This is a genomic window from Achromobacter sp. (assembly GCF_057314935.1).
Genome location: NZ_DBHKZA010000023.1, coordinates 1 through 26,180 on the forward strand (window position 1 = coordinate 1; position 26,180 = coordinate 26,180).

Here is a 26,180-nt window from a genome sequence, read left to right on the forward strand (position 1 = left end):
CAAAGGCCGCCCGCGCGGCCGGCCGGGAGCGGGCCCCGCAAGATCCTCCACCACCTAAAACCCGGGGCGAGAACCCTAAGCACACCGTTCTCCCCTGCTGACGTGAAGTTGCAGCTGGCAGAGCCTGTCGCGGCAGTCCCCCGGGGCGTGCGGGGAGTCGATAAGCCCGAGGGAATCCGTAGGAAGCCGAAGGCGTACGAGGATGAGGACGGGGCAGTCCGGAGCGACGGCTCCGGACCGCAATCGTTGACCCGCACGCCCCGGGGGACTGCCGCGACAGGCGCCTAAAGAACCAACAACCCAAAAAAGAAAAAGGGACCGCCAAAAAAGCAGCCCCTCTCCAAACTAAACCCAAAAACCCAAACAGAAATCCGGCCCTTAAACCACCCCCTCGAACTCCTTCAACAAAGGCCCCAACTCCGCCCGCAAAGCCGCCTGTAAGCCGTCTGCCGGCGCCACCAATGGATCCAGCACTTCTGGCGCGTTCACGCCGATCAGATCCATCACCGACTTCATCGGACCCGGATTCGTCTCCGCAAACGCCAGATTCATCAGCGGGATCAACCGGCGATGCAGTTCCATCGACTCCCGCGTGCGCCCTTCGGCCGCCAACGCATAGACCTTCCGCCAGGCCGTCGGCAACAGGCTTGCCGTCACCACGATGCCGCCGCGCGCGCCGGCAGCCAGATGTACCGGCAGCAGCGTATCTTCACCGCTGAACACCGCGAACGAATCGTCCACGCCCGCCACCGTGCGCAAGAAATGGTACATGTCCGTGTTGCACGCCTTCATCCCGATGATGTTCTCGTGGCGCGACAGTTCGTGCAGGACTTCCGGGGCGATCGCGATGCGGGTGCGGTACGGGATCTCGTAGATCATCACGGGCAGCGGCGAGGCGTCCGCGTAGCGCAGGAAATAGTCGCGGATGCCGGCTTGCGTCGGCGTCGTGTAGTACGGGGTCAGCACCATCAGCGCGTCGGCCCCGGCGTCGGCGAATTCGTGGCCGGCTTGCAGGGCGTCGTGAAAGCCGGGGTCCAGCACGCCGGGGATCACCGGCACGCGGCCTTCGATGGCTTCTACCGTCAGCTTGCACATGCGGATGCGTTCGGCGCGGGGCAGGGCGCCGTATTCGCCGGTGCCGCCCAACGGCACGATGCCGTCGATGCCCTGCTTGAGCAGGTAGGCGATCAGCGCGCGGGCGGCCGGGACATTGATGGTGTCGTCGGCGTTGACCGGCGTCGGGATGGCGGGGAAGACGCCGCGAAGATGGGTTGCGTTCAGCATATTGCGAATCCTAAGAGGTAAAACAAGCGCGCATGGGATCAGTTGGCCAGGCTGCGGCGGCGGAGCCGGTCGGCCAGCCAGATCAGCGCGGCGATGAAGATGAAGAGGCACGTCGAGACGGCGGCGATCACCGGGGATATCTGCAGCGTCACTTCGTCCCAGAACTGCTTGGGCAAGGTGGCGTTCAGGCCGCCCGAGGCGAACAGCGCGATCGTCAGTTCATCGAACGAGGTCGCGAACGCGAACAGGAACGACGACATCAGGCCGGCCCCCAGGATGGGGAAGGTCACGAAGCGCAGCGTGGCCCAGGGGCCAGCGCCCAGGCTTTGCGCGGCAAGGTCCAGGCGCGTGTCGTAGTTGCGCAGCACCGCCATCATGGTGATCACCACGTACGGCACGGCAACGACCGTGTGCGCCAGGATCAGGCCGATGGTGGACCCCACCAGGCCGACGCGGGCGAAGAAATAGAACATGCCCACGGCGATGATCATGCGCGGCACCACAATCGGCGACAGCACGAAAGCCAGCATCGCCGACTTGCCGCGCATGTTGGCGCGCACCAGCAGGAAGGCGGCGGGCGTGCCGATCAGCATGGCCAGCAGGCCGGTGCCCACGCCTACGATCAACGAACGGGTGATCGCCTGCATCCACACGGGCGAGGTAAACATCTGTTCGTACCATTGCAACGAAAAGCCCTTGGGCGGCCACGTCAACCCGGAGCCCGAATCGAACGACAGCGGGATCATCAGGAACGCGGGGGCGCTCAGGAAGGCCAGCACGCCCAGCACGATCCACCACAAGGTGCGCGACTGCCCGGTGCCCGATACCGAGCGGCGCAATCGCTTGGGCAGCAGCGCGAACAGCGCGTCCGACACGTTGGCCAGCACGGTCAGCACCGCGTCGCCCGCGCGGCGCGACAGGCTTTCGCGGCCGGAGGCGCGCACGCGGGTGGACGCGCCGCCCGTCATGGTCGACAGGCCCAGCACCTTGTCGTAGATGGCGAAGACCACCAGCACCACCACCAACAGCAGCACCGACACCGCGCCGGCGAACTCCCAGTTCATGGTCTGCTGGACCTGGTCGATGATGATCTGCGTGATCATCGTTTCCTTGCGTCCGCCCAGCAGCGCGGGCGTGATGAAAAAGCCGATGGCCGTCACGAACACCATGATGGCGGCCGCGGCCACGCCGGGCATCGACAGCGGGAAATAGATCCTCCAGAAGGCCGTGCCGGGGCGCGCGCCCAGCGTGGACGCGGCGCGCGGCAGGTTGCGGTCGATGTTCTCCATGACGGACAGCATCGTCAACACCGCCAGCGGCATCAGCGCATGCACCATGCCGACCAGCACGCTGCCGAAGTTGTAGAGCAGGTTGGCCGGCGCATCCAGGATGCCAAGCGCCTGCAGCAGCTGGTTGACCACGCCGTTGCGGCCCAGCAGCACGACCCAGGCGAAGGTGCGCACCAGGAAACTGGTCCAGAACGACAGCAGCACCCAGAACAGCAACGACGTCTTGCGCTTGGCCGACAGGCTGGAGATCAGGTAGGCCACGGGATAGCCCGCCACCACCGAGAAGAACGTCGTCCACAACGAGATCTTCAACGTGATCAGCAGCACGTTCACGTAGACCGACGATTCGAACAGCCGGTGGTATTGCGCCAGGCTAAATCCCTGGTCGCCGACGAAGCTCAACAGCAACAGCTGGCCGACGGGGTAGATCAGCAGCACCAGCAGCAGCACGACCAGCGGGGCCGCCATCAGGAAATGGCGGCGGCCCGGGCTCATGCGCTTGCGGGGATTGGCAAGGGTTGTCATGCGTTCACTCCGCAATGGCCACCGCGTCCGCGGCTTGCCAGCTGACCGTCAGCGGCTGGCCGATAGCGTATTGCTCGGCCTGGCGCTGCGTGGGGTACGCCACGACGATCGGCGCGGCATCCGCCACGCCGGAATCCAGGTACAGCTTGGTCAGGCTGCCCGTCACCATCACGTCCAGCAGCTTGCCGGTCAGCCCCGGGCCGGCGGTGCCCACGCGCAGGTTCTGCGGGCGCAGCATCACCGTGACCTTCTGGCCGGCCTTGATGGGGGCGCCGTTGGACAGCGCCTGCCCGGTCACGCCCTGGTGGGCCAGCTTGACCGTCAGCGTGTCGCCGTCCACCGACACGACGTCGCCCTGCAGCAGGTTCGACTCGCCCAGGAAGTCGGCGACGAACAGCGTGCGGGGGCGGAAGTACAGGTCGGCCGGCGTGCCCAGCTGTTCGATCGCGCCGCCGTTCATCAGGCAGATGCGGTCGGACATGGTCATGGCCTCTTCCTGGTCGTGCGTCACGTACACGATGGTGGTGCCCAGTTCGCGGTGAATGCGCTTGATCTCAAGCTGCATCTGGTCGCGCAGCTTCTTGTCCAGCGCGCCCAGCGGTTCGTCCATCAGGATGATGGCCGGGCGGTAGACCATGCAGCGCGCCAGCGCGATGCGCTGCTGCTGGCCGCCTGACAGTTCGCGCGGCAGGCGCGAGGCCACGTGCGGCAGGCGCACCATCTCCAGCGCCTCGTGCGCGCGGCGGCGCGCTTCGGCGGCCGGCACCTTGCGCATCTTCAAGGGGAAGGCGATGTTCTCCTCGATGCTCATGTGCGGAAACAGCGCATAGTTCTGGAACACCATGCCGATATCGCGTTCATACGGCGCGCCGTAGGTGACATCGGCGCCGTCGATCAGCACGCGGCCCTCGTCGGGCTGCGCCAGGCCGGCGATCAGGCTCAGCAGGGTGGTCTTGCCGGAGCCGGACGGACCCAGCAGGGTCAGGAATTCGCCGCGGGCGACGTCCAGGTGCGTGGGCGCCAGGGCGACGAAGTCGCCGTAGCGTTTGCCCAGGCCCGAGATTTGCAGATTGGAAGAAGACATGGTGTTCATTCAGAAAAGAATTACTTCAGGACCCAGCCGTTGAAGCGCTCGAGCACGTCGCGCTGCTTGTCCAGCCAGTACGCCGCGTTGATGTGCAGGCCAGTCTTGATGTTGTCGGGGTGGGTCGGGCAATTGCGCGCCACGTCGGCCTTGATGTAGTCGAAGGCGGCGGGCTGGGTCACGCCGGCGGCGAAGAATTCGACCAGCGCGGCCTGGCGCTTGGGGTCGGACGCGAACTTGATGAATTCGCGGCAGGCATCGGCGTTGGGCGTGCCTTTCAGGATGGACCAGTTGTCGCAGCCCCAGATGTTCTGGTCCCAGACGATCTGCACCGGCGCGCCGTTGGCGATGGCGGATTGCGCGCGCGACACCCAGGTGGCGATCATGTCGACTTCGCCCGAGCCCAGCATCTGTTCGACCTGCGCGCCCGTGTTCCACCACACGTCCACCGACGGCTTGACCTTGTCCAGGCTGGCCAGCGCGCGGTCGATGTCGCACGGGTAGACCTTGTCCGTCGGCACGCCGTCGGCCATCAGCGCTTCTTCGATGGTGTCGAACGGGTGCTTGCGCAGGCCGCGGCGTCCGGGAATGTCCTTCACGTTCCAGAAATCGGCCCACGACGCCGGGGCGCGGCGGCCCTTGAACGCGTCCGTCCGGTAGGCCAGCACGGTGGTGTAGACGTTATTGCCCACGCCGTACGGCGACATGTATTGCTTGGGGATGGTGGCCACGACCGGATCGGATTCCAGGCCGTGCTTTTCCAGGTAGACCTTGCCGCCTTCGGTCAGCATCAGGATGGCGGGCTGGCTGATCTTGGCCATGTCCCAGGTGTAGTTGCCGGTGTCCACCATGCTGCGGATCTGCGCGGTGGGCTCGGCGTTGGCCTGCACGCCCACGACCTGGATGCCGGTGGCTTCCGTGAAGGGCTTGTAGAACACGGCGCCATACGCCTTGCTGTAGATGCCGCCGTCGTCGCGCACGACGATGCGCTTGGACGCGGCGCGCGACGGCGTCCAGATCATGGGCATGGCCAGCGCGGCGGCGCCGGCGGCAACGGTTTTCAGCGCGCTGCGGCGCGAAGCGTTGTGGGAGGTCGATTTCATGGAAGACTCCTGCGGGTCGGGTCAGGGACGACGGATCAAGAACGACGGCTCAAGGCAGCAAGCGGCCGGGGTTGAAAAGATTGGCGGGGTCGAAGGTGGACTTCAGCGCGCGCATCATCGCCAGTTCGACGGGCGACTTGTAGTGCGCCATTTCGGCCAGCGACGTGCGGCCCACGCCGTGTTCGGCGCTGAAGGTGCCGCCCAGCGCATCGGCCACGTCGTTGACGGCGCGGCGGATATCGGCCGCCATCGTGTCGCGGTCGGGCAGGGCGTTCCAGGCGTCGAACGTGAAGAACGGAATGAAGTGCACGTTGCCGTCGCCCAGGTGGGCCACGATCAGCACGGGCAGGCCGGGCACCAGGCGGTGCACGGCGGCCGTGGCCTCTTCGATGAAGCGCGGCACGCTGGAGACCGGCACGGCGCTGTCGGTGGTCAGGCCCACGCCCGCCTTCTTGTTGCCTTCGGACACGCTGTGGCGCACTTCCCAGAGCGCCGCGCGCTGCGTGTCGTTGCTGGCCACGACGGCGTCGTGCAGCAGGCCCCGTTCGGAGGCCTGTTCCAGGATCTGCTGCAGCAGATCCTGCAGTTCGGCGCCGTTGCCGGTGTCGGACAGTTCCACCAGCACGTGCCAGGGATGCGCGCCGGCCAGCGGATTCTTGCGTCCCGGGACGTGCGCCATCACGATGTCCAGCTGGTTGCTGTCGATCATTTCAAAGGCCGACAAGCGCGAACCGCAAGCGCGCTGGAACAGGCCCAGGATCTCGAGTGCCGCCTGCGGGCTGTCCGGCGCCAGCCAGGCCACGGCGTGGGCGGTGGGCAGCGGGTGCAGCTTCAGCACGGCGGCGGTGACGATGCCCATCGTGCCTTCGGCGCCGATGAACAGGTGTTTAAGGTCGAAGCCCGTGTTGTTCTTGCGCAGCGCCGTCAGGCCGTTCCAGAGAGTGCCGTCGGGCAGCACCACTTCCAGGCCCAGGATGTTGTCGCGCGTGTTGCCGTAGCGCAGCACGCCCGTACCGCCTGCATTGGTGGCGATGGTGCCGCCGATCTGGCATGAGCCTTCGGCGCCCAGGCTGATGGGGTACAGGCGGCCTTCGGCAGCCGCCGCTTCGTGCACGGTGGCCAGCACGCAGCCCGCTTCGACTTCCATGGAATTGTTGGCGGCATCGACCCGGCGGACCCGGCGCATGCGCGCCAGGTTAACGATGACGGGCGGCTTGCCGGAAGTGTCCGGCACGGCCCCGCCGCACAGGCTGGTATTGCCGCCTTGCGGCAGCACTGGCGTGGCGTGTGCGTTGCACAGGCGGACGATGTCGGCGACCTGCTGCGTGTTGCCCGGCAGGGCGACGCACAGCGCGGGGCCCTTGTACCGGCCGCGCCAGTCTTCGGTGTAGCCGGCGGTGTCGGCGTCGGAATGAAGGATGGCGTCCGCGCCCAGGGCCTGGGTCAACGCGTCTAGCAGGGTGATGCCGTTGGTCATGTCTGTGGTCCCGAATGGGGCTCGGACATCGACGGAAGTCCAAGCGCATTTGAGGCACAGCATACGATTACTTAAATCGCTTTTCGATTTAATTAATCGTATTTCAATTGATTCTAGGGTATGTACTAGGGGTGAATCAGTCTGATATCAGAGCCGGCCCATGACCGAAGGATTGCCGGGATGCCCGCAAACCCGCATTCTGCCAAGCTTTGCCGGTGAAGACCCGTTGCGCGTCCGCACCTTGCCGCATCGCTTTTGCCCTTATGGATGCCCCGGATTGCAGTTTTCAAAATGATCGAAATACAATCATATCGTGTGTAATGCAATTCTATTCGGCTCCCGCAAATCAAGGAAGGGGACATGCTTCCCAGCGTGATGGATTACCGGCGGCAGGCGCAAAAGCGGCTGCCGCGGCTGGCGTTTGATTATCTGGAGGGCGGAGCCGAAGACGGGCAGGCCCTTGCCCGCAACCGGGCGGCTTACGCCGATCTGGAATTTCGCCCCGACGTGCTCGTGGACGTGACGGATTGCCGTCTGGAAACGACGGTGCTGGGGGCGGCGGCCGCCATGCCCGCCATCGTGGGGCCGACGGGCCTGAACGGGCTCTTCTGGCCGCAAGCCGATGTGCATCTGGCACGCGCCGCGCATCAGGCGGGCTTGCCGTTCGTGCTGTCCACCGCGTCGACGTCATTGCTGGAAGACGTGCGCGCCGCCACGCCCGGCGAACTGTGGTTGCAGCTGTATGTACAGCGCGACCGCCGCATCGCCGAACACTTGATGGACCGCGCCTGGCAGAACGGCTACACCGTGCTGTTGCTGACCGTGGACGTGCCGGTGCATGGCAACCGCGACCATGACAAGCGCAACGGCTTCAAGCTGCCGTTGCGGCCGTCGCGCCGGCTGCTGCTGGATCTGGTGTCGCATCCGGGCTGGTGCTGGCACATGTTGCGCCACGGCGGGCCACAATTGAAGAACCTGGCCGTCAGCTCCAATGCGCGCGAGAACATCACCGAGCAAGCCTCCGCGCTAAGCCGGCAGATGGATCTGGCGCTAAGCTGGAACGACGTAACCTGGCTGCGCCGCCACTGGCGCGGCCGTATCGTGATCAAGGGCATCCAGGGCCTGGCCGACGCGCGGCGCGCACAGGCGCATGGCGTGGACGGCATCGTCCTGTCCAATCACGGCGGCCGGCAACTGGAAAGCGCGCCGTGCCCGCTGGAGGTGCTGCCAGAAGTCGCCGCGGAACTCGGGCAGTCGCTAGAGATCCTGGTGGACGGTGGCGTGCGCCGCGGTAGCGATATCGCCAAGGCGGTGGCGCTCGGGGCGCGCGCCGTGCTGCTTGGCCGTGCGCCCCTGTATGGCCTGGCAGGGCGCGGGCCGGCCGGGGCGAACGAAGTCCTGGCCATCCTGCGCACCGAGCTCGACAATACCCTCAGGCTGTTGGGCCGCAACCGCATCGGCGCGCTGGACGCCGCAGCCGTGCGAAAGCGCTGAACCCGTCTGGCCACCTCTTTTTTGGAAGCAGAGCAACATGCGAGAAAAGATCGTTTTCATCGGCGGCGGCAACATGGCCTCCGCCATCATCGACGGCCTGCTGCGGCAGGGCCGCGAACTGACCGACTTCCTTGTGATCGAGCCCTACGCGCCCACGCGCGACGCGCTGTTCGAACGCGGCCTGAACTGCCGCGAAAGCGTCGGCCCGGAAATCGCCGACGCGGCGTTGTGCGTGCTGGCTACCAAGCCGCAGGTATTGCGCGAGGCTTGCGGCCAGGTGCATCAGCATCTGGCGGCCGCGGCCACTGTGGTCAGCATCGCCGCGGGCGTCGAACTGGCGTCGCTGTCGGAATGGCTGGGCGGCCATGCGCGCATCGTGCGCGCCATGCCGAACACGCCGGCCAAGGTGGGCTTGGGCATGACGGGGCTTTACGCCACGCCGGCTTGCAGCGACGCCGAGCGCGGTCAGGTGGACGCCTTGTTCGCCGCAGTAGGCGAACGCATCTGGACGGACAGCGAAGCCATGATCGACGCGGTGACCGCCGTGACGGGCAGCGGGCCGGGCTATGTCTTTCACTTCATGGCCGCCTTGGAAAAAGGCGCGTTGGAGCTGGGTTTTTCCGCGGCCGATGCGCGCAGGCTGGCCGTGTCGGCCTTTCGCGGCGCGGCAGGGCTGGCCGCCAGCGAGGAGGTGCCGCTGACCGAATTGCAGGACCGCGTCACCTCCAAGGGCGGCACCACCTACGCCGCGCTGTCGCATATGCGCGAAGCCGGTGTCGCGGATGCGATCACGCAGGCGGTGCACAAGGCCGAACAGCGCGCGCGCGAACTGTCCGCGGGGTAGGGCGGTCCACGGGCGGCTGCAACACCGCCTTTGGCCGGTTCAACGTCGGCGGCCCAGCCACCACAGCAGCACGACCGACGCTGCGATTGCCGCCAAGTTGAACTGCATGGCCGACGCAAACGCCTGGGCGTAACGCTCGGGCGCGCTGGCCTCGGCATGCGCGCGCAACGCGCCGCCGAACAGCATGCCCGCCGCTGACACGCCGAGCGCGGCGCCCACCTGCTGTAACGTCGACACCACGCCTGCCGCCATGCCGGCCTGCCGGTCTTCAACCAGGCCCAGCACCAGATTCACAAGCGGCGTATTGACGGCGCCTTGTGCTGCGCCCAGCCAGACCAACGCCGGCACCAGCGACCACGGCGCCAACGCCGCGCCTGCCGTTCCTACGTGCACCATCAGCGCGGCCGTGGCCCCGCCGTACAACAGCGCCGCCATTGCGATGGCGCCCGTGCCAAAGCGCGCCACCAGCCGCGGCGCGACCATCGACCCCGCCACGAAGCCCACGCTGGCCGGCGCGAAAATCAGGCCGGCGGTCAGCGCATCCAGGCCGAAGCCGGTTTGCACCAGCAGGGCATAGCACAGGAACATCGCGCTGGCGGTCGAGAAGACGAACATCACCAGCAGGCAGCCGGCCGCAAAACGCGGCTGCGCCAGCAAACCCATGTCGACCAGCGGCGCGCCGCCGTGGGCCCGCACGCGGCGCTGCATCCGCACAAACTGTGCGAGCAACACGGCGGATGCGCCGCCGCAAGCGATCGCCCAGACCGGCCAGTGGCGCGCCGGCCCTTCGATCAACGCCAGCAACAGCAGCGCCAACCCCGTTCCCACCAGCGCCGCGCCGGGCCAGTCCATTGCCGCGCCCGACGCCTCGCGCGATTCCGGAATGTGGCGAGCCAGCCGCCACGCCAACAGGCCCAGGGGCACGTTGATCAGGAAGATGGTGCGCCACGCCAGGCCGAACACGTCGGCATGCACGATCCAGCCGCCCAACACTTGCCCGGCGATGGCTGCCAGTCCCAGCGTCATGCCCATCAAGCCGAATGCGCGCCGCCGCGCATGGCCTTCGTAGCTGACGCGGATCAGCGCATACACCTGCGGGAACAGCATGGCCGCCGCCACGCCCTGCAGCACGCGTGCGCCGATCAGCGTATCGGCCGTCGGAGCCAGCCCGCACAGCGCGGACGCCAAGGCAAAGCCGGCCATGCCCAGCATGAACAAGCGGCGGCGCCCGTGGCGGTCGCCCAACCGGCTGCCCGCGATCAGCAGCACGCCATACGCCAATTCGTAGGCGGCGATGATGAAGTTGATCTGCGCAAAGCTGGCCGACAACGTGGTTTGCATGCTGGGGATGGCCACGTTCACCACGAACAGGTCGAAGATCGTGATGAAGCCTCCCGACAGCAGCACGGCCAAGCCCAGCGGGCTGAGCGCAGGGGCGTCGGGGGCGCGTGGCGCGCAAGGGGAAGGCAGGGTGGTCGAGGTCATGAATACGCCATCGGAACAGGATTGGCGCTATTCTGGGCGGGCTCTCAGCCTTATACAATTTAGCTGTTTATGCTATTACTGCTTGCAATAGCCTGCACGCCGGAATGCTTGCTTCCTTCCCTTGATGACTGACGCTCCCACCCCCCAACGCCTGGACCGCACGCGTGCGGATTTGTCCGAATTCCTGCGCCTGCGCCGAGAACGGCTTCGCCCGGCAGACCTGGGCCTGCCCGCGGGCGGCCGTCGCCGCACGCCCGGCCTGCGCCGCGAGGAAGTGGCCGCGTTGGCGGGCGTCGGCCTTGCCTGGTACACGTGGTTCGAACAGGGCCGCAACATCAGCGTGTCGGCCACCTTTCTGGAAAATCTGGCGCGCGTCCTGAAACTGGACCCCGCCGAGCGCCGCCACCTGTATCTGCTTGCCCATCAACGCCCGCCGGCCGAACCCGGCCGCACCGTGTGCACCGTGCCGCCTCAGGTGCGCCGCCTGATGGACGACTTGCCCGCGCGGCCCGCGTACATCCTGAACCTGCGCTGGGACGTCGTGGTGTGGAATGCCGCCGCGGACCGCGTCTTCGGCTTCTCTACCCAGGCGCCCGGCCGCCGCAACCTCTTGTGGATGCTGTTCGTGGCGCCCGCGATGCGGCAGGTGTTCGTCGACTGGCAAGCGCAGGCGCCCGCCATGCTGTCCACCTTCCGGCGCGATTTCGCCAGCGCGGCCGGCGTGCCCGACATCGCCGAGCTGGTCGACGAACTGGAACGCGTGTCACCGGATTTCAAGGTCTGGTGGCGCGAGCATGACGTGCACGGCGCATGCATGGGCGTGCGCAAGCTGCATATCGAGCCGCTGGGAGAGGTGGCGTTCGAGCACGCGACCTTGTCCGTGGACGAAAGCCGCCACCTGCGCCTGGTGGTGTACGCCCCGGCGCCGGACGAACCACGGGCGCAGGACTTCGCGCGATGGGTGCAGGGGCGTACGGCGTCCACAGAGGCCGCGCATTGCGAGTAAGGTACGCAATAGAGGCCTTTGATTGCCTGGCACGCCGGCCGGTGCCACCAGCGGGAACCCGTCCATCATGAAGATCTTCCGTTCAGCCCTCAGACCCGTCCTTGCCGCGGTCGCGTGCGCGTCGATTGCCGCCTGCGCGAATAGTCCGCCCAAGCAAACCGATATGGACTATCGAAGCCGGCCATCTTCCACGACGCAGCGCGCCGACACGCAGCCCGGCTCCTCGGATCAACGCCTGACCATACAGTCCGGCGAAGGGGAAAGGTTGAATCTTCCTTGGTTCATCCGGGATACGCAGGAATGGATCAACACCAATTGAGCCTGGCCTGCGCCGCCGATGCGCTGCGCTTTACGCGCAACCGCGGATGCGTCACCGTTCGCCGGCCGGGCAGACCAGTCCACCCGGCGATTCTCGCGGGTACGTTCCTACGTTTCATTTAGCGGTTCCAATGGCCATACCTCGACGACACCGTGCGCAACCGCGCAGGGTGTGCGTGACACCATATCAATCGCCTCGGCCAGATCGGCCGCCTCGATGATGGCAAAGCCCGCCACGGGCAAAGGTGAACTCAGGTATGGCGCGTTCGTCGTTGCGACGCCGGCGGCATCGTGATTGCGCACCTGCACCGGGGCGCCTGCGATGCCCATCAACACGCCGTCCTGCCTCAACCTGGCGTCGTGCGCATGCGCCGCATCCCGGATGTCTGCTGCGGTACGGTCGTAACCCGCTTGGTCTCCATATCCGATCGTCACGAACTTGGGCATGGGATGCCTCCTGTGAAAGTGCGTCGTCTTCGGGGGGAGCCAGGCTGCATTTTCAGCGGCACGATCTGGCGTCCCGCACCGTGGCCCCTTCGCAATGAACATTCAGTGAGGGGAGTCGGCTTGGCGCGTGGCCAGCCATGCACGGCCTTTGGGCGTCAAGATCGCCACCGGCGCGCCTGCCGTTGCCGACGGCCGGCCAGTCAGATCGATCAATCCGTTGGCGGTGGCGTCCTCCCACGCCGACAGGCGCGGGCATGACGTGCGCCACGCCTCCATGATGTCGGTGTAGGTGCGCGGCCGTTCGGCCACCCAGATCAGGAACTGCGTCAGGTTGCCCAGGTGCGAGGCGCTGGCCTCGATAAGGGGAGTTTCAGGCATGGCGGACTCCGGTGTGATCTGCCGCCTTTTACGATACTCCCGCAGGCCGTGCGCCGCCATTTTTCAGGGGTACAGGCGGAATCTGGCCGGATCAACGGCGCGCGCGTTGCCAGAAATCGGAGTCCACCACCTTTTACCGGCGCGGCGGCAGGACTGCCGCCTGACACCTTAAACCGCTACAGCGTCGGTTGCGGAATCGGGGTGTCTTTTGGCAGCGTGCCCGATATGCGCGATGGGCAATCCGAGATCCCCCACTTGGTCACCATGCCCTTCTCGATCATGAATTTCTCTGCGCATACGTGGTATGCGGACATGGGACCCCAGATCTCTTCGTACGAAATGATGGTCGCCCCGCTTGCCAGCGTATAGCTTTTCTTGGGAGGCCCCCACTTGGAAATCAACTGCTCTTCCGTGCTGCCGACCCAGGCTGCATTGACGTCGTTGTAGGTCTTGTTCCGCGTGCCCATCAGCATGTTCATCTGCCCGGAAGTACATCCGGCAAGCAAAGATGGCAGGACAACAAGCAATGCTAATTTTCTCATTTTGACCGTTACCCCAAAGTTCGACAGTTGAGAGTTGGGTGCTTTAGCGCGGCATGGCATTGGAAAACACCTTCTGCGCGACTGCGGCATGCCCGGCGCAAGCCGGGCCGCGAAGCTGCCCTTGCTTGTATTGATTTTCGGCGTCAATGTATCAGAAACCTTGCAGCCGGGCGGGAAATCCATGTGGCCTGCCAATTACCTGCTTCGAGCGTCGCCGCCAATCTTCCTGGCTGTCAACGTCATGGTGAAAACTCGCCACGCTTGTCGGCCCGCACGGCGGCTATCGACCCTTTTGCGTCATTCGATCAGCTTGGGCGTCGGATCACACTGCGCGCAATGACTGGCCCTGGACGACGTATCCGAGGCGGGCGGCCAGTTGTGACGTCGCCAAATACCCGAATCTGGTCGGGAGCGGGCTTTTGCGATTGTCCGCGCCATGTGATGGTTCACCGCACTGGCAGCAGATATTTCAACCCCTGCGTGAAGCCTCGTGGTGCGACGGTGAGATGGTCCTCGTCGTTCAGGACCGATGACTTCAGTTTCAGGCTCGGATACTTTCTGCTTTGCAGCGCCGCTTCCAACGCCCGGTTGTCGGCAACCATGTCCACCGTCTGGTTGTAGCGTCGATCCCCTTTGCGCAAGGCCTCAAAGGCGCCGACATAAAGATAGACATTCGCCTTCAGGTCCCGATTCTGCTTGGCGTAGCCCGCTTCGAGCGTCAAGGCATGTCGCTTGTCGTACCAGAGTGACGGACTGCCGAGGATATAGTCGCTGAACAAGCCAGGTTCGGTGAAAAGAATCTGCGTCCCAAGCAGTGCGCCGTACGAATGGCCCAGAAAGATCGCCTTGGAAGGGGACGCCCGATAGCGAGCGTTGATGAAGGGCTTTACCTGATCGCGCAGATATTGTTGATAGGCCTGCGCCTGACCGTGGATCGAATTCGGCGGTGCAGTGCTTGGTCCGTTCGGTGTCGGCGTGTAATCACGCTGGCGGCTGACACCGCCGTCCTCGCCCTTTCCATAGGACAGGCCGACGAGAATGAACTCTTCGATCTGGGGACCTTCAACATTCAGGCGTCGCCCTAACTGACGGATGATTGGGAAGGCGTAGTCGGCGTCGGTCACATACAGGACGGGGTAGCGCCGCTGCGGCTGCTTGGCATAGGACGGCGGCAGCGCAACAAAGACCTGGTAGCCGCGCTTGGATACCGGATCGGGCACGTCCCATACCTCGCTGTCGGCGATTTCGTAGGGGTGCCCGTCGCCAGACTGCACCTTTGGCGTCGATGGGGTCTGAGCGTGCGTCGGAGCGATAAACGCGCCGGCGCTGGTCACTAGGGCAATCAACAGGGCAAGTGGAAAACGTCGATGCATGGGGTTTCTCTTTGACGAACGCCGCACTGGGTATATGAGAACAAGTCGGGTCGGGGATGAGTGGCGTGCTGGCAAGATAGTCGGGTTGGTCATCCTACCGGATTCGACTTTTGCACGCCTTCAGGTCAGCCTGCAAATCCGAATCGTTAGCTGCGCGCTTGCACCCCGCTCGATTCCACCTTGGCGCCACTGCGTCTTCCCGGCACCGGCAGCAATTGGCCGTATGTAGCCAGCCAGGCTGCGGTCGCGATGGTTAGCGCATGGGTCCGGATCAAGAAGCCAGAACCGCTTCGGCGCAACGGCGACCAAGAAGGGGGGCAAGGATCACGCCAGGGTGTGCGACCAATGCAAATAAGCCCTCGACTGTTCCGACTTGGCCGCATAGCAGTTTGCCGTCGCTCGTCATGGGACGCTGCGCTGCGGTTATAGAAAGCAGGGATGGCGCCGCGGCGAGCCCAAACAGATCAGCAATGGCGTCACGCGTTTGCGCGGCAAGGGCGGGAAGGCCGGTTTTACCGCTTTCTGGATAATCGGCAGCAGAAACAAGACCCCCTGCTAAGGATGGGCGCAGCTCCAAGTCTTGAGCACAAACAAGGTGACGAAGGCCATCCGCTTCCTTACCGAATCGAAGCAACACTGCCGGCGACTCATGGATTGGAAGGTCCACGCCGACCGTTAAAGCAACCGCGCGTGAGCGATAGCCATTGGCGAGCACGACAATGTCAGCGGGAAGTTTCTTGCCATCCACCACGACCCCCGTGATCCGGTTTCCTGCGGCTTCGACGGCTTCAACCATTCCTTGGCGGACAGATGCACCGGCGGCCTGCGCTCCTGCCAACAGTTGGCGTGCAAATGCGCCGGGTTCCAATGCGAAGTCGCCGGGCGCCCAGGCGGCGAGTGATGGCGCTTTACCAATCGCCGGCTCCTTCGCCACAATCTGGGAACGTGTAAGTCGCTCCATTCGCGTGCCGGCGGCTCGATGCTCTGCAATCATTGCTGCCGTCTCGTCCTCGGAAGACCACCAGAGAAGCGCGCCGCGGGCGGCGATTGGCAAGGGGCAGAGTTCGCGCTCGATACTTGCAAACGCTTCCAGCGCCTGCAATCTCTCGGCGAATGCAGCCTGGTTGTCTGAAGGCGTGCTCGCGCTGGCACCGACCCAGCCGAAAGAGGAGGCGGTCGCACTGGTGAGGCAATCAGGGGCTTGTTCGATCAATGTAACGGACGCGCCTGCTTTGGACAGATGCCAGGCTGCCGACGCGCCCATAATGCCACCGCCCACCACGATCACTTTACCTTTTCGAATTGCTCGGTCGTGCTTGACGAAAATGGGCATGTGTTTGGCTGGGAAAATTGTTGACGCAAGGCGGGCATATTCCCACTTCGATTCATCGGACGCATCTTAGCGTCGATGCGTGTCAACGCGTTCAGACGATTCGAGCCGACAAATCGCCTCCCACGGGCCAGTCCGGCGCCTGGATCGGCCCGGGGAGCACTTGGCCGGTACAGGAGACCGTTTAAGCGTTTGCGAGGTTGGCGAAGTTGGCCACGCATGCGCTCAAGGTTATCCATTTTGACCAACCCACGAGATTGCCGTTTTCGCCGACCACTGTCGCCGTGCGTGGACGGGCCAGGTGTCGTGCATTGTCAGCATTCAACCGTCAAGGATTGTCAACAAAGCGATCGGAGATAATCTCTCGCGATATTGTCTTGCTGGAGGGCGCTTGCTCCATCGAGCCGAGATACGTGGCTTGCGAGGCGTCGATACGCGTATAGCCGATGCGTTTGAGTATTCGCCCTCGCAGCATGGCCCACAGCAGATAGCGGAGAGTATCGAGGCCTGGGGAGATTTAGGCGCCGCAAAATAGATTTACACAGCAGCGCCAGACAGTCGGTGCTTATACTCCAGCCCAGAGCCAGATGGCTACGAACGTTGCCGAGAGTTGTTTTGGACGATTAGTTCCTGAGGGGAACGACGTGTTGCTGCAGCGAGGCAGGCGTGAACAACGGATGCGACCCACGGTACGCCGGACAACACTAAGTTTGGCGGTAATCTGGTTGGCGCTGGTGGCCGGCCTGGGGTGGTGGATTTCGCAAAGGATCGTGACCGCACAGTTAGCGAGCCTGGCGGCCAGCGCCGAATACGAGACCAAAACGACTGTGCGCGTTATGGACCGGTTGTTCACCGAGATGGTAAGCGTGGCCAATATGGTGGCGCGGCAGAGTCTGGTGATTGAACTCGCCATGCGGTATCGCACGGATCCGCCAGGCGCCGCCGAGCTGACACGGCAGGAGCGCGCTTTGCAGTTCACGCGCGACCCACTCGTGCGCCGGGTCGGCGACGTCATGAACGCGCTGGCCAGTGATCTGCGATACGCTCGCATTTACATGAACAACATGTCGGACGACACCGTGACGGCCAGCAATTGGGCCGAGCCCGACAGCATCGTGGGCATGATCTACTCGGGCCGGCCCTACCTTATTGACGCGTTGCGCACGGGCAATGGCCATTCGTTCGGTATCGCGCGTCTGAATAAATCCCCCTCCTATTTCGTGGCTAGTCGTATCGAGGATTCGAACGATGTGCCGCTGGGGTCAGTCACGGTCAAGTTTGACGCACCCGAGGTGGCGCTTTACCTGACAGGGCGCCATGTTGCGCTGATCGTGAACCGCCAGGGGCGTGTGATCACGGCGTCGTCAGAGCCGTTCATGCTACGTAACGTCGCGACGCTTCTTCCACCAGGTACGGTACTTCCGCCAGATGGTGAGGAAGAGCCAGGCGAGCTCATGGATGTACGCGCCGCAGGCAGCTTGGACCCTGCCGACCAGTGGATCATCGACGGCAGGCCCTACCTGCTGCGGCATCAGCCGTTGTCGGACACACAATATCAGTTGCTCACGTTGGCTTCGTTGGAGCACCTCGCGCCCATGCGCAAACAGCACCTTTGGATGGCAGGCCTGGTTGCGGTATTTGGCTTGATCTTGATCCTGCTGTCCGGCCATGCGGCCAGCCAAATCGCGATGCGCCGAGAGGATGAGCGGTATGCGGCCAACTACGATGCGCTGACCGGCCTGCCAAATCGGCGCGCGGTCTTGACCGAGCTGGAACGGTTGTTCGTTCTGGCGAAACGGACGCAGCAATGGGTTCTTGTGGCATTTATCGATCTGGATGGCTTCAAGCCGATCAACGACACTTACGGGCATGATGCGGGCGACAGATTTTTGATCGAGGTTGGTCGACGCATGTCGGCTGGTCTGCGCACGAGCGATATGCTGGGTCGATGGGGGGGCGACGAGTTCGTTGTGATTGGACTGGTGGCTCCGTCCAGGTCCGACGATCCGCAAAGGGTCGTCGACGAGATGCGCAGCCGTTTGGCACTGCCGCTGATCGGTACCTATACCTTGGCTGAGTGCAGTTTCGACTATCGAGGTGCGAGCTTGGGCATTGTTAGCGTGGACCCCGCTGTCAGTTCGCTACACGCCGCTCTCAAGGAAGCCGACCAGCTCATGTATGCGGACAAGCAGGCGCGCCGGCCTGAATGCGCAATGCCTTAAGGCGCCAGACAACATTTTTGCCTTAACGTATGTCTTGCGAGCCAATAAGGAATCCAACCCATGAGTACCGCAACAGACACCGCCATCGCAATCGTGGGGCCGGGCGCCATCGGCACCACGATTGCCGCCGCGCTGCATGAGGCCGGCCGTCCGCACGTGTTGTGTGGCCGCACGCCCCGCGACCAGCTGACGTTGCTGAACGGCGATCGCCGCGTCATTGTCCCGGGGCCCGTGCAGACCGATCCGGACCAGATCGATCGCAAGATGGACCTTGTTTTCCTCGCGGTTAAAGCGACGCAGACCGAGACGGCATCAGGATGGCTCGCGGCATTGTGCCGTCCAGATACCGTGGTGTGCGTGTTGCAGAACGGCGTCGAGCAGTTGGAACGAGTTGCGGCGCATGCGCCGCGTGCGCGGATCGTCCCGGCCGTGGTGTGGTTTCCCGCGCAGGCTCAAGCCGACGGCTCGGTACGTTTGCGGGGGGAGGCGCGCCTGAGCCTGCCGGACTCGCCCGCTTCCCGCGTCGTGGCCGAGGGGCTCTTGGGTACTCAGTGCGCCGTAGAGATCACCGCAGATTTCCAGTCTGTGGCTTGGCGCAAGTTACTGCAGAACGCGGCGGCCGGCCTCATGGCGCTCACCCATCGCCGCGCCGGCATGTTTGGCCGGCCCGACATCGCCGAGCTATCGCTGGCGTATCTGCGAGAGTGCCTGGCCGTGGCGCGTGCCGAAGGGGCCGAACTGGGCGACGAAGTTCCGCAGGAAATCCTCGCCAAGTTTCAAGCTTCTTCTGCCGACTTGAGCACCTCCATCCTGACAGACCGCGAAGCCGGGCGGCCACTCGAATGGGATATCCGGAATGGCGTCGTCTTGCGCCGCGCCCGGGCGCACGGCATACCGACTCCGATCAGCGACGTTGTCGTTCCCCTGCTGGCCGCGGCAAGCGACGGGCCGGGCTGAGACGCGGTCTTCGCGAAGCGGATTCGCAATGTCTCATTATTCGCGCCCATCCGTCTCACCTCGACGCATTTGACGCTTTCCGTGCCGCTCCGCAGTGTAAATTCGCCCACGATTTGCATCGTATGACGCCTTGGGTAAACCAAGCGTCCAACGGTGGAGTCTCCAGCAATTTAACTGACGGTAAAGATGTATATGCTTCCCACGACACGCAGTAAGGCAGTCCGTGTTTCGCTTGCTCTCTTGGGCATGACCCACGCGATGTCATACGCGGCGGACGGTGCAGCAGACCCGGCGGTTACGGATCCCCACTTCGAACTGGCGCCAGGCTATATCCCGAAAGAGCGCTTGCCCAACAGCCTCGATCTGCTGGGGCCGCCGCCGGCCGCGGACAGCGCCGCGTTCGCGCGTGACGAAGAGGCCAGGAAAGCGACGATTGCGCTGCGCGGCGGGGCACGCGCAACGCAGGCCCGCCTGGATGCGGACCTGCAGTTCCCGCAGCCAGCCAAGAATTTCTCGTGCGCCATGGGTGTCGATATCACCGAGGCGCAAACGCCGCACCTGTACCGGCTGATGCAGAAAGTGCTGACCGATGCGGGCCTGTCTACCTACGGGGTCAAGAACACCTATAACCGGGTTCGCCCGTTTGTCGTCCACAACGAAGGCACATGTTTCCCTGAACAGGAATCCCTGTTGCGCACCGATGGCTCATACCCGTCGGGCCATACGGCGGCGGGGTGGGCTTGGGCGCTGGTCCTGGCTGAAATCAATCCTGAGCGGGCCAACACACTGTTCAAGCGTGGCCTGGACTTCGGCCAAAGCCGGGTTGTCTGCAACGCGCATTGGCAAAGCGATGTGGACGCCGGCCGCACGATGGGCGCGGCAACGGTTGCCCTGTTGCAGAACTATGAGGAGTTCCGTGCCGATGTGGCCGCGGCTCGCAAGGAAGTGGAGGCGGCCAAGGCCAGGCACCCGGCGCCCAGCATGGAATGCAAGGCAGAGGAAGCCGCGCTGTCCGAGCAGTGACGCCGCCCGCAATCCGCCTACGGACTTCCAAGACGCCGCAATATCGAGTCGCCATGAAACTGTGCTTTACGCCGCTGATCCTGTTGAGCGCGCTGGTCGGGACCTGCAACGTATCCTTCGCTGACAGCACGCTGCCAATCAGCCCCCTTCTGAAGAAAGAATCGGGCGCGGCTGCCGACGAGTGGCGGGTCAGCGTCAGCCCCTATGTCTGGGCATCCGGCATCAAGGGAAAGGTCGGGCAGTTCGGGCAGCCGCCGGCGAAGCTGAATTCGAGTTTCAGCGACATCATCAGCGAGACGGATCTGGCCTTCATGGGTGCCGCCGAGGCCCGGTACAAGCGGTTCAGCCTGATCGGAGACGTCATGTATGCGCAGCTCTCCGGCGGCGGCAACACCCAATACGGCGTCCTCAGTCGAAAGGTCGACATCTCATCGGAGACGTTCTCCGGCTTTCTTGGCGCGGGTTACAGCGTGCTTGAAGGCGACAGGGGCCACCTTGATGTGATCGGCGGCGGTCGGCTCTGGCACGCAAGCACGACGATTTCACTGAAGGGCGGAGTGCTTGGCGGAAAGCGCCGGAGCGACAGCGCAACATGGATCGATGCGGTGGCCGGTTTGCGAGGCCAATATGCCTTGAATGACCACTGGTATCTGAGCGGTTGGGGCGTGATCGGCGCCGGGCAAGCCCGGCTGGACTGGGACGCCACGGCGGCGATTGGCTATCAATTCAAGTCCAATCTTTCGGCGATGCTTGGTTACCGCGCGCTGGGCGTCAATTTCAATCGGAATGGCTTTGTCTACAACGTCGTTCAGCAAGGGCCCATTGTGGGCCTGGCTTACCAGTTCTGAAGCGCACGCACCTCAGGCCTGGCCAGGCCGATGGCTGTGCGCGGCAAAATGGGTCGACAGGAAATTGTCGCTGTTCACCGGCGACGCCGCATTGCGGCTTCCGCCGCTGGCGTCCTCAGGGGCCACACCGAAGCGTGCGATGAACGCGTGGCGAAATCGTGCGGTAGTGCGAAAACCGAAATCAGCGGCGATCTGGCTCACCGGGCGCGCTGGACGCCGCGGGTCGACAAGAAAGGCGTAGGCCGCGTCAAGGCGCCTCGTCTTGATCACTTGGGCGATGCCGCCAAGGTCGGAAAACACGCGATACAGGTGCGCGCGCGAGACTCTGAATCGCCGCACGAGCAAGTCCGGACCCAGCTCGGGATCGGCAAGGTGGCGATCAATATAGGCAAGGGCGCGCGCGCGCATCGCCTGACCCAGCACGGATTGCGGGCCGTCGTCGACGGGAGCGGTGTTCGACAGTCCGGCCGAAAGCAGGGTGGTAAGGGCTTCTTGCGCCGCGCCGTCTTCGCTTGCGGAAAATTGGCCGGCCACCGCGTGGAAACCGCGAAGGTAATCTCCAAGCAGTCGCGTCATCGGAAGCCCAGGCTCAAGGACAAACCCGTGCACGTCGCGGGCGCCCAGCAGTTTGTCGATGCCGGCGCGCGGAATGGTCGTGGCCAATCGTTCGCCGGCGTCCACGCTGCATGCATAAGGGCGGGCCAGGTCGATGATGCAGATTCCGCCCGGAGCCGCCACGACATTGCGGCCGTCAAAATCGCCGTAAATGGAGCCTGCCGCGACAATATGGACAAGATAATGATCCAGCCCGCTGCGGGCAATCGTGGTCTTGTCCCGTTTGTAGCGCTGCGCATTGAAGGTCGTTGATCCCAGCGTCAATCCGCCAAGATGGCGAATCCGCATGCTTCCCTCCAACGTTTGCGCGCCTTTTGTCGTATCGAGTGTCGTGTCGCAGAAGGGGCGCGTGACTTCACGCCAGTATTCGTCACGCAGCGAGTGCTCTATTGCGTCGGTGGAGATGAACGTTTCTGAGCAAGTCATGTTGACGTCTCGCCTAAAGTCGCAAGCCCGTAGCCGGCTGGAGGGCCAGTGTACCCGCGTCTGTGTTGCACGGACGCGGGGCGTCGGCCCGGGTTGCGCGGCCGATCTGAGGGTCAGGGCTGCGCAGTCGGCTCCGGAAAGGTCCATTTGCCGTTCAAGATTGCATCGCTTGGCTGATAAAGCCTGACCGTATAGTTCCAGCCCGGCGTGGTGGGCAGGCAGTTGGCGATCTTTCCATCGCAGCCGCCGAACTGGATGTCGATCGAACCGTCAGCCTTTTTTTGCGCAGTGAGGTCGTTCAACGAATAGGCGTCGTACGGGTTCTGCTGGAAGTAGCCGTCCGCGTTGTACACGCTGACCGACCAGAAGCTCTTCACCGGGACGTCCTTGACGTTCAGCCGATAAACGGTTTTTCCATCGTTCTTCGGCGCCACGCCGGTAAGGTAGATGGCGTCCTTGCTGGGATTTCCGCCCCAACCCGTCGCGGTTCCAATCAGGTGCTGGATGGGATCGACCGCGCCCTTCGGGCCAAAGGCCCGGTTGTAGTTGGGGACCGTCTCGCCCAGCACCAGCAGGGCGTCGCGCACCTTCTTCTGGCTGGACTGATCCCACTTCGGCACGACGAATTCCCCCGCCTTGGCCTGGCTGACCTTGATGGCGTCCTGCAAGGCGTGCACCTGCTCAAGATCCTTCTTGTCTGCGGGGTCGACGAGCGTGCGGATCGCGACAAAGACATAACGCGTGCCGATTTCCGCTTTGCTCAGGGTGTGGCTGCCGGCGCCGTAGTAAACAGCCGGTACGTAATGGTCTTCGTCGACGATTTGCATCGACAGGAATCTGGCGCCGGCTTCGGGCAGGGTGATCGTGACCGGGCCTGCATCCAGATCGAACACGGCTTCGGAGTAGAGCGTGTCCCGGTTCATGCGGATGACGTTCTGGGCGTCGATGGCAACCGGCGCGCGGCTGTGGATGAACTTGCCGACACCTCCGTCCGCCACCATTTTTCCCATGTAGAGATCGGACTCGGCGCGGACAAAGTTGTCGACCCCGACGGGTGTCGCCGCATCCTGGGATTGCGCGTGCGCGCCGCCAAAGGTTGCGAGCGTCAGGGCGACGATGCGGGACGCGGACGAAAATGACATGTAGGCCTCTTGATCGTTTGAAAGTGACTTCGTTTCCCAGCTTCACGCAGGCATCGCGCTTTCCGACGCCGCTACGCATTCCGGGATGCACCTACGATCTTTGCCTTCGGGCGATGGCTTGGCGCTGCGACGGGCAAACGCTCGACCTATGCACGTCGCCTCGCGTGAAATCGTTGGCGAATTTACACCGCGCTCTGCGGCAGAAGCCGCCATACAGGCCACGACGAGACAAATCGGTCTGAATAATGAGACATTGCCGCGCGTCGAGATCCGAGAGCGCGAGCGCCTCCTTGATTTCCCTGCGCGCGGCGGCCCGGCGTGCGTGTTTTCCTGGCCAGGCCCAAGCGAGTACGGCCGCTTGCCGTGGCTCCAGGAAATCGGCGCGCCGTGGGTCTATTGGCAGACCACGGGCGGCTCCTATAGTCGGGTCTTTCGACCCGCTCCGGCCCGCTTGGATGCCGACCCCCACGTATGCCTTCCACTTCGCTGTCCCGTCGCAACGCCTTGCTGCTGCTGGGCGTCGTGGTCCTGGCCTGGGGCTTCACCTGGGTCGTCAGCAAACTCCTGCTGCAATACATGACGCCGATCTGGGCCGTGGCCGCGCGCAGCGCCGTGGGCACGGCCGCGCTGCTGGTGCTGGGAATCGCGCTGCGGCGTGTCGCGTGGCCGGTCAAGGCCGACCTGCCGGTGATCTTGAGCGTGGGCTTGCTGCACATGGGCGCATTCGCCGCGCTGGTCAGCCTGGGCCTGCAGACGGTGCCGGCGGGCCGCTCGGTGGTGCTGGCCTACACCACGCCGCTGTGGGTCATTCCCGGCGCATGGCTGTTCCTGGGTGAACCCATCGGCCGCGCGCGCCAATTGGGACTGGCTTTGGGGGTGCTGGGGCTGCTTGTCATCTTCAACCCGCTGGCGTTCGACTGGACACGCCGCGACGCGCTGCTGGGCAATGGCTTGGTGCTGTTGGCGGCATTGTGCTGGGCGGCCAACATCGTCTATGTGCGTGCGCACCGCTGGGTGACGCCGCCCTTCGAATTGGCGTTCTGGCAGGCGTTGCTGGCCTCGGCGGTGCTGGCTGCGGTGGCGTTCGCGGCCGAAGGCCCGCCCGTTGTCGTCTGGACGCCGGACCTGGCCTGGTTGCTGGGATATGGCGGCGTCTTCGGTATCGCCGTGGCGTACTGGGCAGCGGTAAACGTGAACCGGTCCTTGCCGGCAGGCGTGACGTCCATCGGGCTGCTGGGGGTGCCGGTATTCGGGTTGTTGTGTTCGGCCGTGATCCTGCACGAACCGCTTGGTGCGTCCTTGCTGGCGGGCATGGCGCTGATTGTGGGGGGCATCGCGGCGGGGGTATTTGAACGCCGCGCTTGACGCCTGGATTTTTGCGGGTGTATCGTAAGATATATATCTAAAGATACATCTTAAGAGCGAAACCACCATGCGACATTTCCATCATGACCACCGCGGCCATCACGGCCACCATCACCACGCCCATCATCCCCGCCACGCCGCCTCTGGCGGCGACTGGTTTTCGGGCCCGTCCGACGGCCGGGGCGATGCGGACGGTTTCGGCGGCGACGGGCGCGGTTTCACGCGCGGGCGTCGCGTGTCGGCCGACGACCTGCAACTGATGCTGCTGGGCTTGCTTGAGCAAAGCCCCAGCCATGGCTATGAACTCATCAAGGCGCTGGGCACGCTCAGCAACGGCTTCTATACACCCAGCCCGGGCATGGTCTACCCCGCGTTGACCTATCTGGAAGAACTGGGCTACGCCACCGTGGAACAAGAGGGCGCCAAGAAGCGCTACCACCTGGCGGATCCGGGCAAGGCGCATCTGGAAGCCAACCGCAGCCGCTTGACCCTGATGTTCAACCGCTTCAAGCACATCGCCCGCAAGATGGACTGGATGCGCCAGGCCTGGAGCGGCCAGCCCCGCAACCTGGGCCCGGAAGGCGAGGACGTGCGCACCGGCTGGCTGCCGGAATTCGTCGAGGCGCGCCAAGCCCTCCGGCAGGCGCTGCTGGATCGCACCGACGCCTCGCCCGCCGAGCAACGGCGCATCGTCGCCATCCTGGCGCGCGCCACCGACGAGATCAACGGCAAGCCCTGTGCTTGACCCGTTCCCCTGACACTGGAGTTTTAATGACCCGTAGCGATTTGAACGTGGAGCGCGTGCGCCACAACCTGAAGATGCGCGTGCTGACCGTGGCGCGCGTCGAGCGCGTTGCCGGCCTGCTGGCCCGCATCACCTTCACTGGCGACGATCTGCAGGACTTCGTGTCCGCGTCGTTCGATGACCATGTGAAACTTTTCTTCCCCGCCGACCCGACCCAGCCGCTGGCCTTGCCCACCGTGGGCCCGGATGGCGTCAAGTTCCCGGAAGGCGTGCCCAAGCCGGCCGCGCGCGACTACACGCCCCGCCGTTTCGACGCTTCCCGCCGTGAGCTTGTCATTGAATTCGTGCTGCACGGCGACGGTCCTGCGTCCTCGTGGGCCGAACAGGCCGCGCCTGGCCAGACGCTTGGCATCGGCGGCCCGCGCGGTTCCTTCGTGGTGCCCACGGGGTTTGATTGGCACGTGCTGATCGGCGACGAAACGGCGCTGCCCGCCATCGCCCGTCGCCTTGAGGAACTGCCCGCCGCCGCACAGGCGTTTGTCCTGATCGAGGTGCCGTCCGCCGCCAATCAGATCCCGCTGGCTTCGGCCGCGCAGGCCTCCGTACGCTGGCTGCATCGTGATGGCACGGCGCCGGGCTACAGCACGTTGTTGCTGGAAGCGGCGCGCGAACTGACCTTGCCGCCAGGCGAAGGCTATGTGTGGGTGGCGGCCGAATCCGCCGTGGCCAAGGCCGTGCGTGAAATCATGGTGTCGCAGCATGGCACCGACAAGGCCCGCATCCGCGCCGCCAGCTATTGGAAGCGCGGCGCCGTGGCCGTGCACGAATCGCACGAAGACTGAGCGTCGCGGCACACCC

24 protein-coding genes are annotated in these 26,180 nt (G+C 64.4%); 11 read left to right on the forward strand and 13 right to left on the reverse strand.

Annotated features, from left to right (window positions below; all coding sequences use genetic code 11):
- Positions 1-378: 378 nt before the first annotated feature.
- The 5 genes from dapA to ACO6D5_RS10925 are packed head-to-tail and all read right to left on the reverse strand — an operon-like array spanning position 379 to position 6,762.
- Positions 379-1,284, reverse strand: a complete 906-nt coding sequence (gene dapA, locus ACO6D5_RS10905; RefSeq protein WP_485825371.1) for a 4-hydroxy-tetrahydrodipicolinate synthase — start codon at positions 1,282-1,284, stop codon at positions 379-381.
- A 38-nt stretch (positions 1,285-1,322) separates the two neighbouring features.
- Positions 1,323-3,098, reverse strand: a complete 1,776-nt coding sequence (locus ACO6D5_RS10910; protein WP_485825372.1) for an ABC transporter permease subunit — start codon at positions 3,096-3,098, stop codon at positions 1,323-1,325.
- 4 nt (positions 3,099-3,102) lie between these two features.
- Entirely contained in the window at positions 3,103-4,182 is a 1,080-nt protein-coding gene (locus ACO6D5_RS10915) for an ABC transporter ATP-binding protein (protein ID WP_485825373.1), read from the reverse strand.
- A gap of 20 nt (positions 4,183-4,202) precedes the next feature.
- On the reverse strand, positions 4,203-5,285 hold the full coding sequence (locus ACO6D5_RS10920; RefSeq protein ID WP_006222481.1) for an ABC transporter substrate-binding protein: 1,083 nt from the start codon (positions 5,283-5,285) through the stop codon (positions 4,203-4,205).
- Between the two features lie 49 nt (positions 5,286-5,334).
- Positions 5,335-6,762, reverse strand: a complete 1,428-nt coding sequence (locus ACO6D5_RS10925; RefSeq protein WP_485825374.1) for an FAD-binding oxidoreductase — start codon at positions 6,760-6,762, stop codon at positions 5,335-5,337.
- Between the two features lie 360 nt (positions 6,763-7,122).
- Between ACO6D5_RS10925 and ACO6D5_RS10930 the strand changes: the two genes are divergently transcribed.
- Together ACO6D5_RS10930 and proC are read left to right on the forward strand one after the other, a co-directional pair.
- Complete coding sequence (locus ACO6D5_RS10930; RefSeq protein ID WP_485825375.1) at positions 7,123-8,256, forward strand: alpha-hydroxy acid oxidase; 1,134 nt, start codon at positions 7,123-7,125, stop codon at positions 8,254-8,256.
- A 37-nt stretch (positions 8,257-8,293) separates the two neighbouring features.
- On the forward strand, positions 8,294-9,100 hold the full coding sequence (gene proC / locus ACO6D5_RS10935; RefSeq protein ID WP_485825376.1) for a pyrroline-5-carboxylate reductase: 807 nt from the start codon (positions 8,294-8,296) through the stop codon (positions 9,098-9,100).
- Between the two features lie 39 nt (positions 9,101-9,139).
- Here proC and ACO6D5_RS10940 read toward each other — a convergent pair whose 3' ends face one another.
- Positions 9,140-10,585 (reverse strand): MFS transporter, encoded by a 1,446-nt coding sequence (locus tag ACO6D5_RS10940; RefSeq protein WP_485825377.1) that lies wholly within the window; start codon positions 10,583-10,585, stop codon positions 9,140-9,142.
- Between the two features lie 124 nt (positions 10,586-10,709).
- Between ACO6D5_RS10940 and ACO6D5_RS10945 the strand changes: the two genes are divergently transcribed.
- The gene (locus ACO6D5_RS10945; RefSeq protein WP_485825378.1) at positions 10,710-11,591 is read left to right on the forward strand and encodes a helix-turn-helix transcriptional regulator; all 882 of its coding nucleotides are present in this window, start codon (positions 10,710-10,712) and stop codon (positions 11,589-11,591) included.
- 67 nt (positions 11,592-11,658) lie between these two features.
- Positions 11,659-11,910, forward strand: a complete 252-nt coding sequence (locus ACO6D5_RS10950) for a hypothetical protein (protein WP_315525616.1) — start codon at positions 11,659-11,661, stop codon at positions 11,908-11,910.
- Between the two features lie 107 nt (positions 11,911-12,017).
- Here the strand turns inward: ACO6D5_RS10950 and ACO6D5_RS10955 are convergent, their stop codons facing one another.
- The 5 genes from ACO6D5_RS10955 to ACO6D5_RS10975 form a co-directional block, all read right to left on the reverse strand.
- Positions 12,018-12,356 carry a YciI family protein gene (locus ACO6D5_RS10955; protein ID WP_315525618.1) on the reverse strand — a complete coding sequence of 113 codons (339 nt, stop codon included), beginning with the start codon at positions 12,354-12,356 and terminating at the stop codon, positions 12,018-12,020.
- A gap of 102 nt (positions 12,357-12,458) precedes the next feature.
- Positions 12,459-12,734, reverse strand: coding sequence for a hypothetical protein (locus tag ACO6D5_RS10960; RefSeq protein ID WP_315525620.1), 276 nt, complete (start codon positions 12,732-12,734; stop codon positions 12,459-12,461).
- Between the two features lie 176 nt (positions 12,735-12,910).
- Complete coding sequence (locus ACO6D5_RS10965; protein WP_315525623.1) at positions 12,911-13,459, reverse strand: hypothetical protein; 549 nt, start codon at positions 13,457-13,459, stop codon at positions 12,911-12,913.
- A 263-nt stretch (positions 13,460-13,722) separates the two neighbouring features.
- Positions 13,723-14,649, reverse strand: a complete 927-nt coding sequence (locus ACO6D5_RS10970) for an alpha/beta hydrolase (RefSeq protein WP_485825379.1) — start codon at positions 14,647-14,649, stop codon at positions 13,723-13,725.
- A 271-nt stretch (positions 14,650-14,920) separates the two neighbouring features.
- On the reverse strand, positions 14,921-15,982 hold the full coding sequence (locus tag ACO6D5_RS10975) for an NAD(P)/FAD-dependent oxidoreductase (protein WP_485825380.1): 1,062 nt from the start codon (positions 15,980-15,982) through the stop codon (positions 14,921-14,923).
- Between the two features lie 584 nt (positions 15,983-16,566).
- Between ACO6D5_RS10975 and ACO6D5_RS10980 the strand changes: the two genes are divergently transcribed.
- The 4 genes from ACO6D5_RS10980 (at position 16,567) to ACO6D5_RS10995 (ending at position 21,029) form a co-directional block, all read left to right on the forward strand.
- Entirely contained in the window at positions 16,567-18,201 is a 1,635-nt protein-coding gene (locus ACO6D5_RS10980; protein WP_485825381.1) for a sensor domain-containing diguanylate cyclase, read from the forward strand.
- 60 nt (positions 18,202-18,261) lie between these two features.
- A complete protein-coding gene (locus ACO6D5_RS10985) occupies positions 18,262-19,158 on the forward strand; it encodes an oxidoreductase (protein ID WP_485825382.1) in 897 nt (298 codons plus the stop codon).
- A 258-nt stretch (positions 19,159-19,416) separates the two neighbouring features.
- Positions 19,417-20,181 (forward strand): acid phosphatase, encoded by a 765-nt coding sequence (locus tag ACO6D5_RS10990; RefSeq protein WP_485825383.1) that lies wholly within the window; start codon positions 19,417-19,419, stop codon positions 20,179-20,181.
- Positions 20,182-20,234: 53 nt separating this feature from the next.
- The gene (locus ACO6D5_RS10995; protein WP_485825384.1) at positions 20,235-21,029 is read left to right on the forward strand and encodes a hypothetical protein; all 795 of its coding nucleotides are present in this window, start codon (positions 20,235-20,237) and stop codon (positions 21,027-21,029) included.
- Between the two features lie 12 nt (positions 21,030-21,041).
- Here the strand turns inward: ACO6D5_RS10995 and ACO6D5_RS11000 are convergent, their stop codons facing one another.
- Both ACO6D5_RS11000 and ACO6D5_RS11005 read right to left on the reverse strand, forming a co-directional pair.
- Complete coding sequence (locus ACO6D5_RS11000) at positions 21,042-22,070, reverse strand: AraC-like ligand-binding domain-containing protein (protein ID WP_485825385.1); 1,029 nt, start codon at positions 22,068-22,070, stop codon at positions 21,042-21,044.
- Positions 22,071-22,183: 113 nt separating this feature from the next.
- A complete protein-coding gene (locus tag ACO6D5_RS11005) occupies positions 22,184-23,212 on the reverse strand; it encodes a DUF1254 domain-containing protein (RefSeq protein ID WP_485825386.1) in 1,029 nt (342 codons plus the stop codon).
- Between the two features lie 471 nt (positions 23,213-23,683).
- Here ACO6D5_RS11005 and ACO6D5_RS11010 point away from each other — a divergent pair, with 471 nt between their 5' ends.
- From ACO6D5_RS11010 to ACO6D5_RS11020, 3 genes are all read left to right on the forward strand, one after another.
- Positions 23,684-24,577 (forward strand): DMT family transporter, encoded by an 894-nt coding sequence (locus tag ACO6D5_RS11010; RefSeq protein ID WP_315525645.1) that lies wholly within the window; start codon positions 23,684-23,686, stop codon positions 24,575-24,577.
- A gap of 67 nt (positions 24,578-24,644) precedes the next feature.
- Positions 24,645-25,322, forward strand: coding sequence for a PadR family transcriptional regulator (locus tag ACO6D5_RS11015; RefSeq protein WP_485825387.1), 678 nt, complete (start codon positions 24,645-24,647; stop codon positions 25,320-25,322).
- 26 nt (positions 25,323-25,348) lie between these two features.
- The gene (locus ACO6D5_RS11020; RefSeq protein ID WP_485825388.1) at positions 25,349-26,164 is read left to right on the forward strand and encodes a siderophore-interacting protein; all 816 of its coding nucleotides are present in this window, start codon (positions 25,349-25,351) and stop codon (positions 26,162-26,164) included.
- The last annotated feature ends 16 nt before the right edge of the window (positions 26,165-26,180 follow it).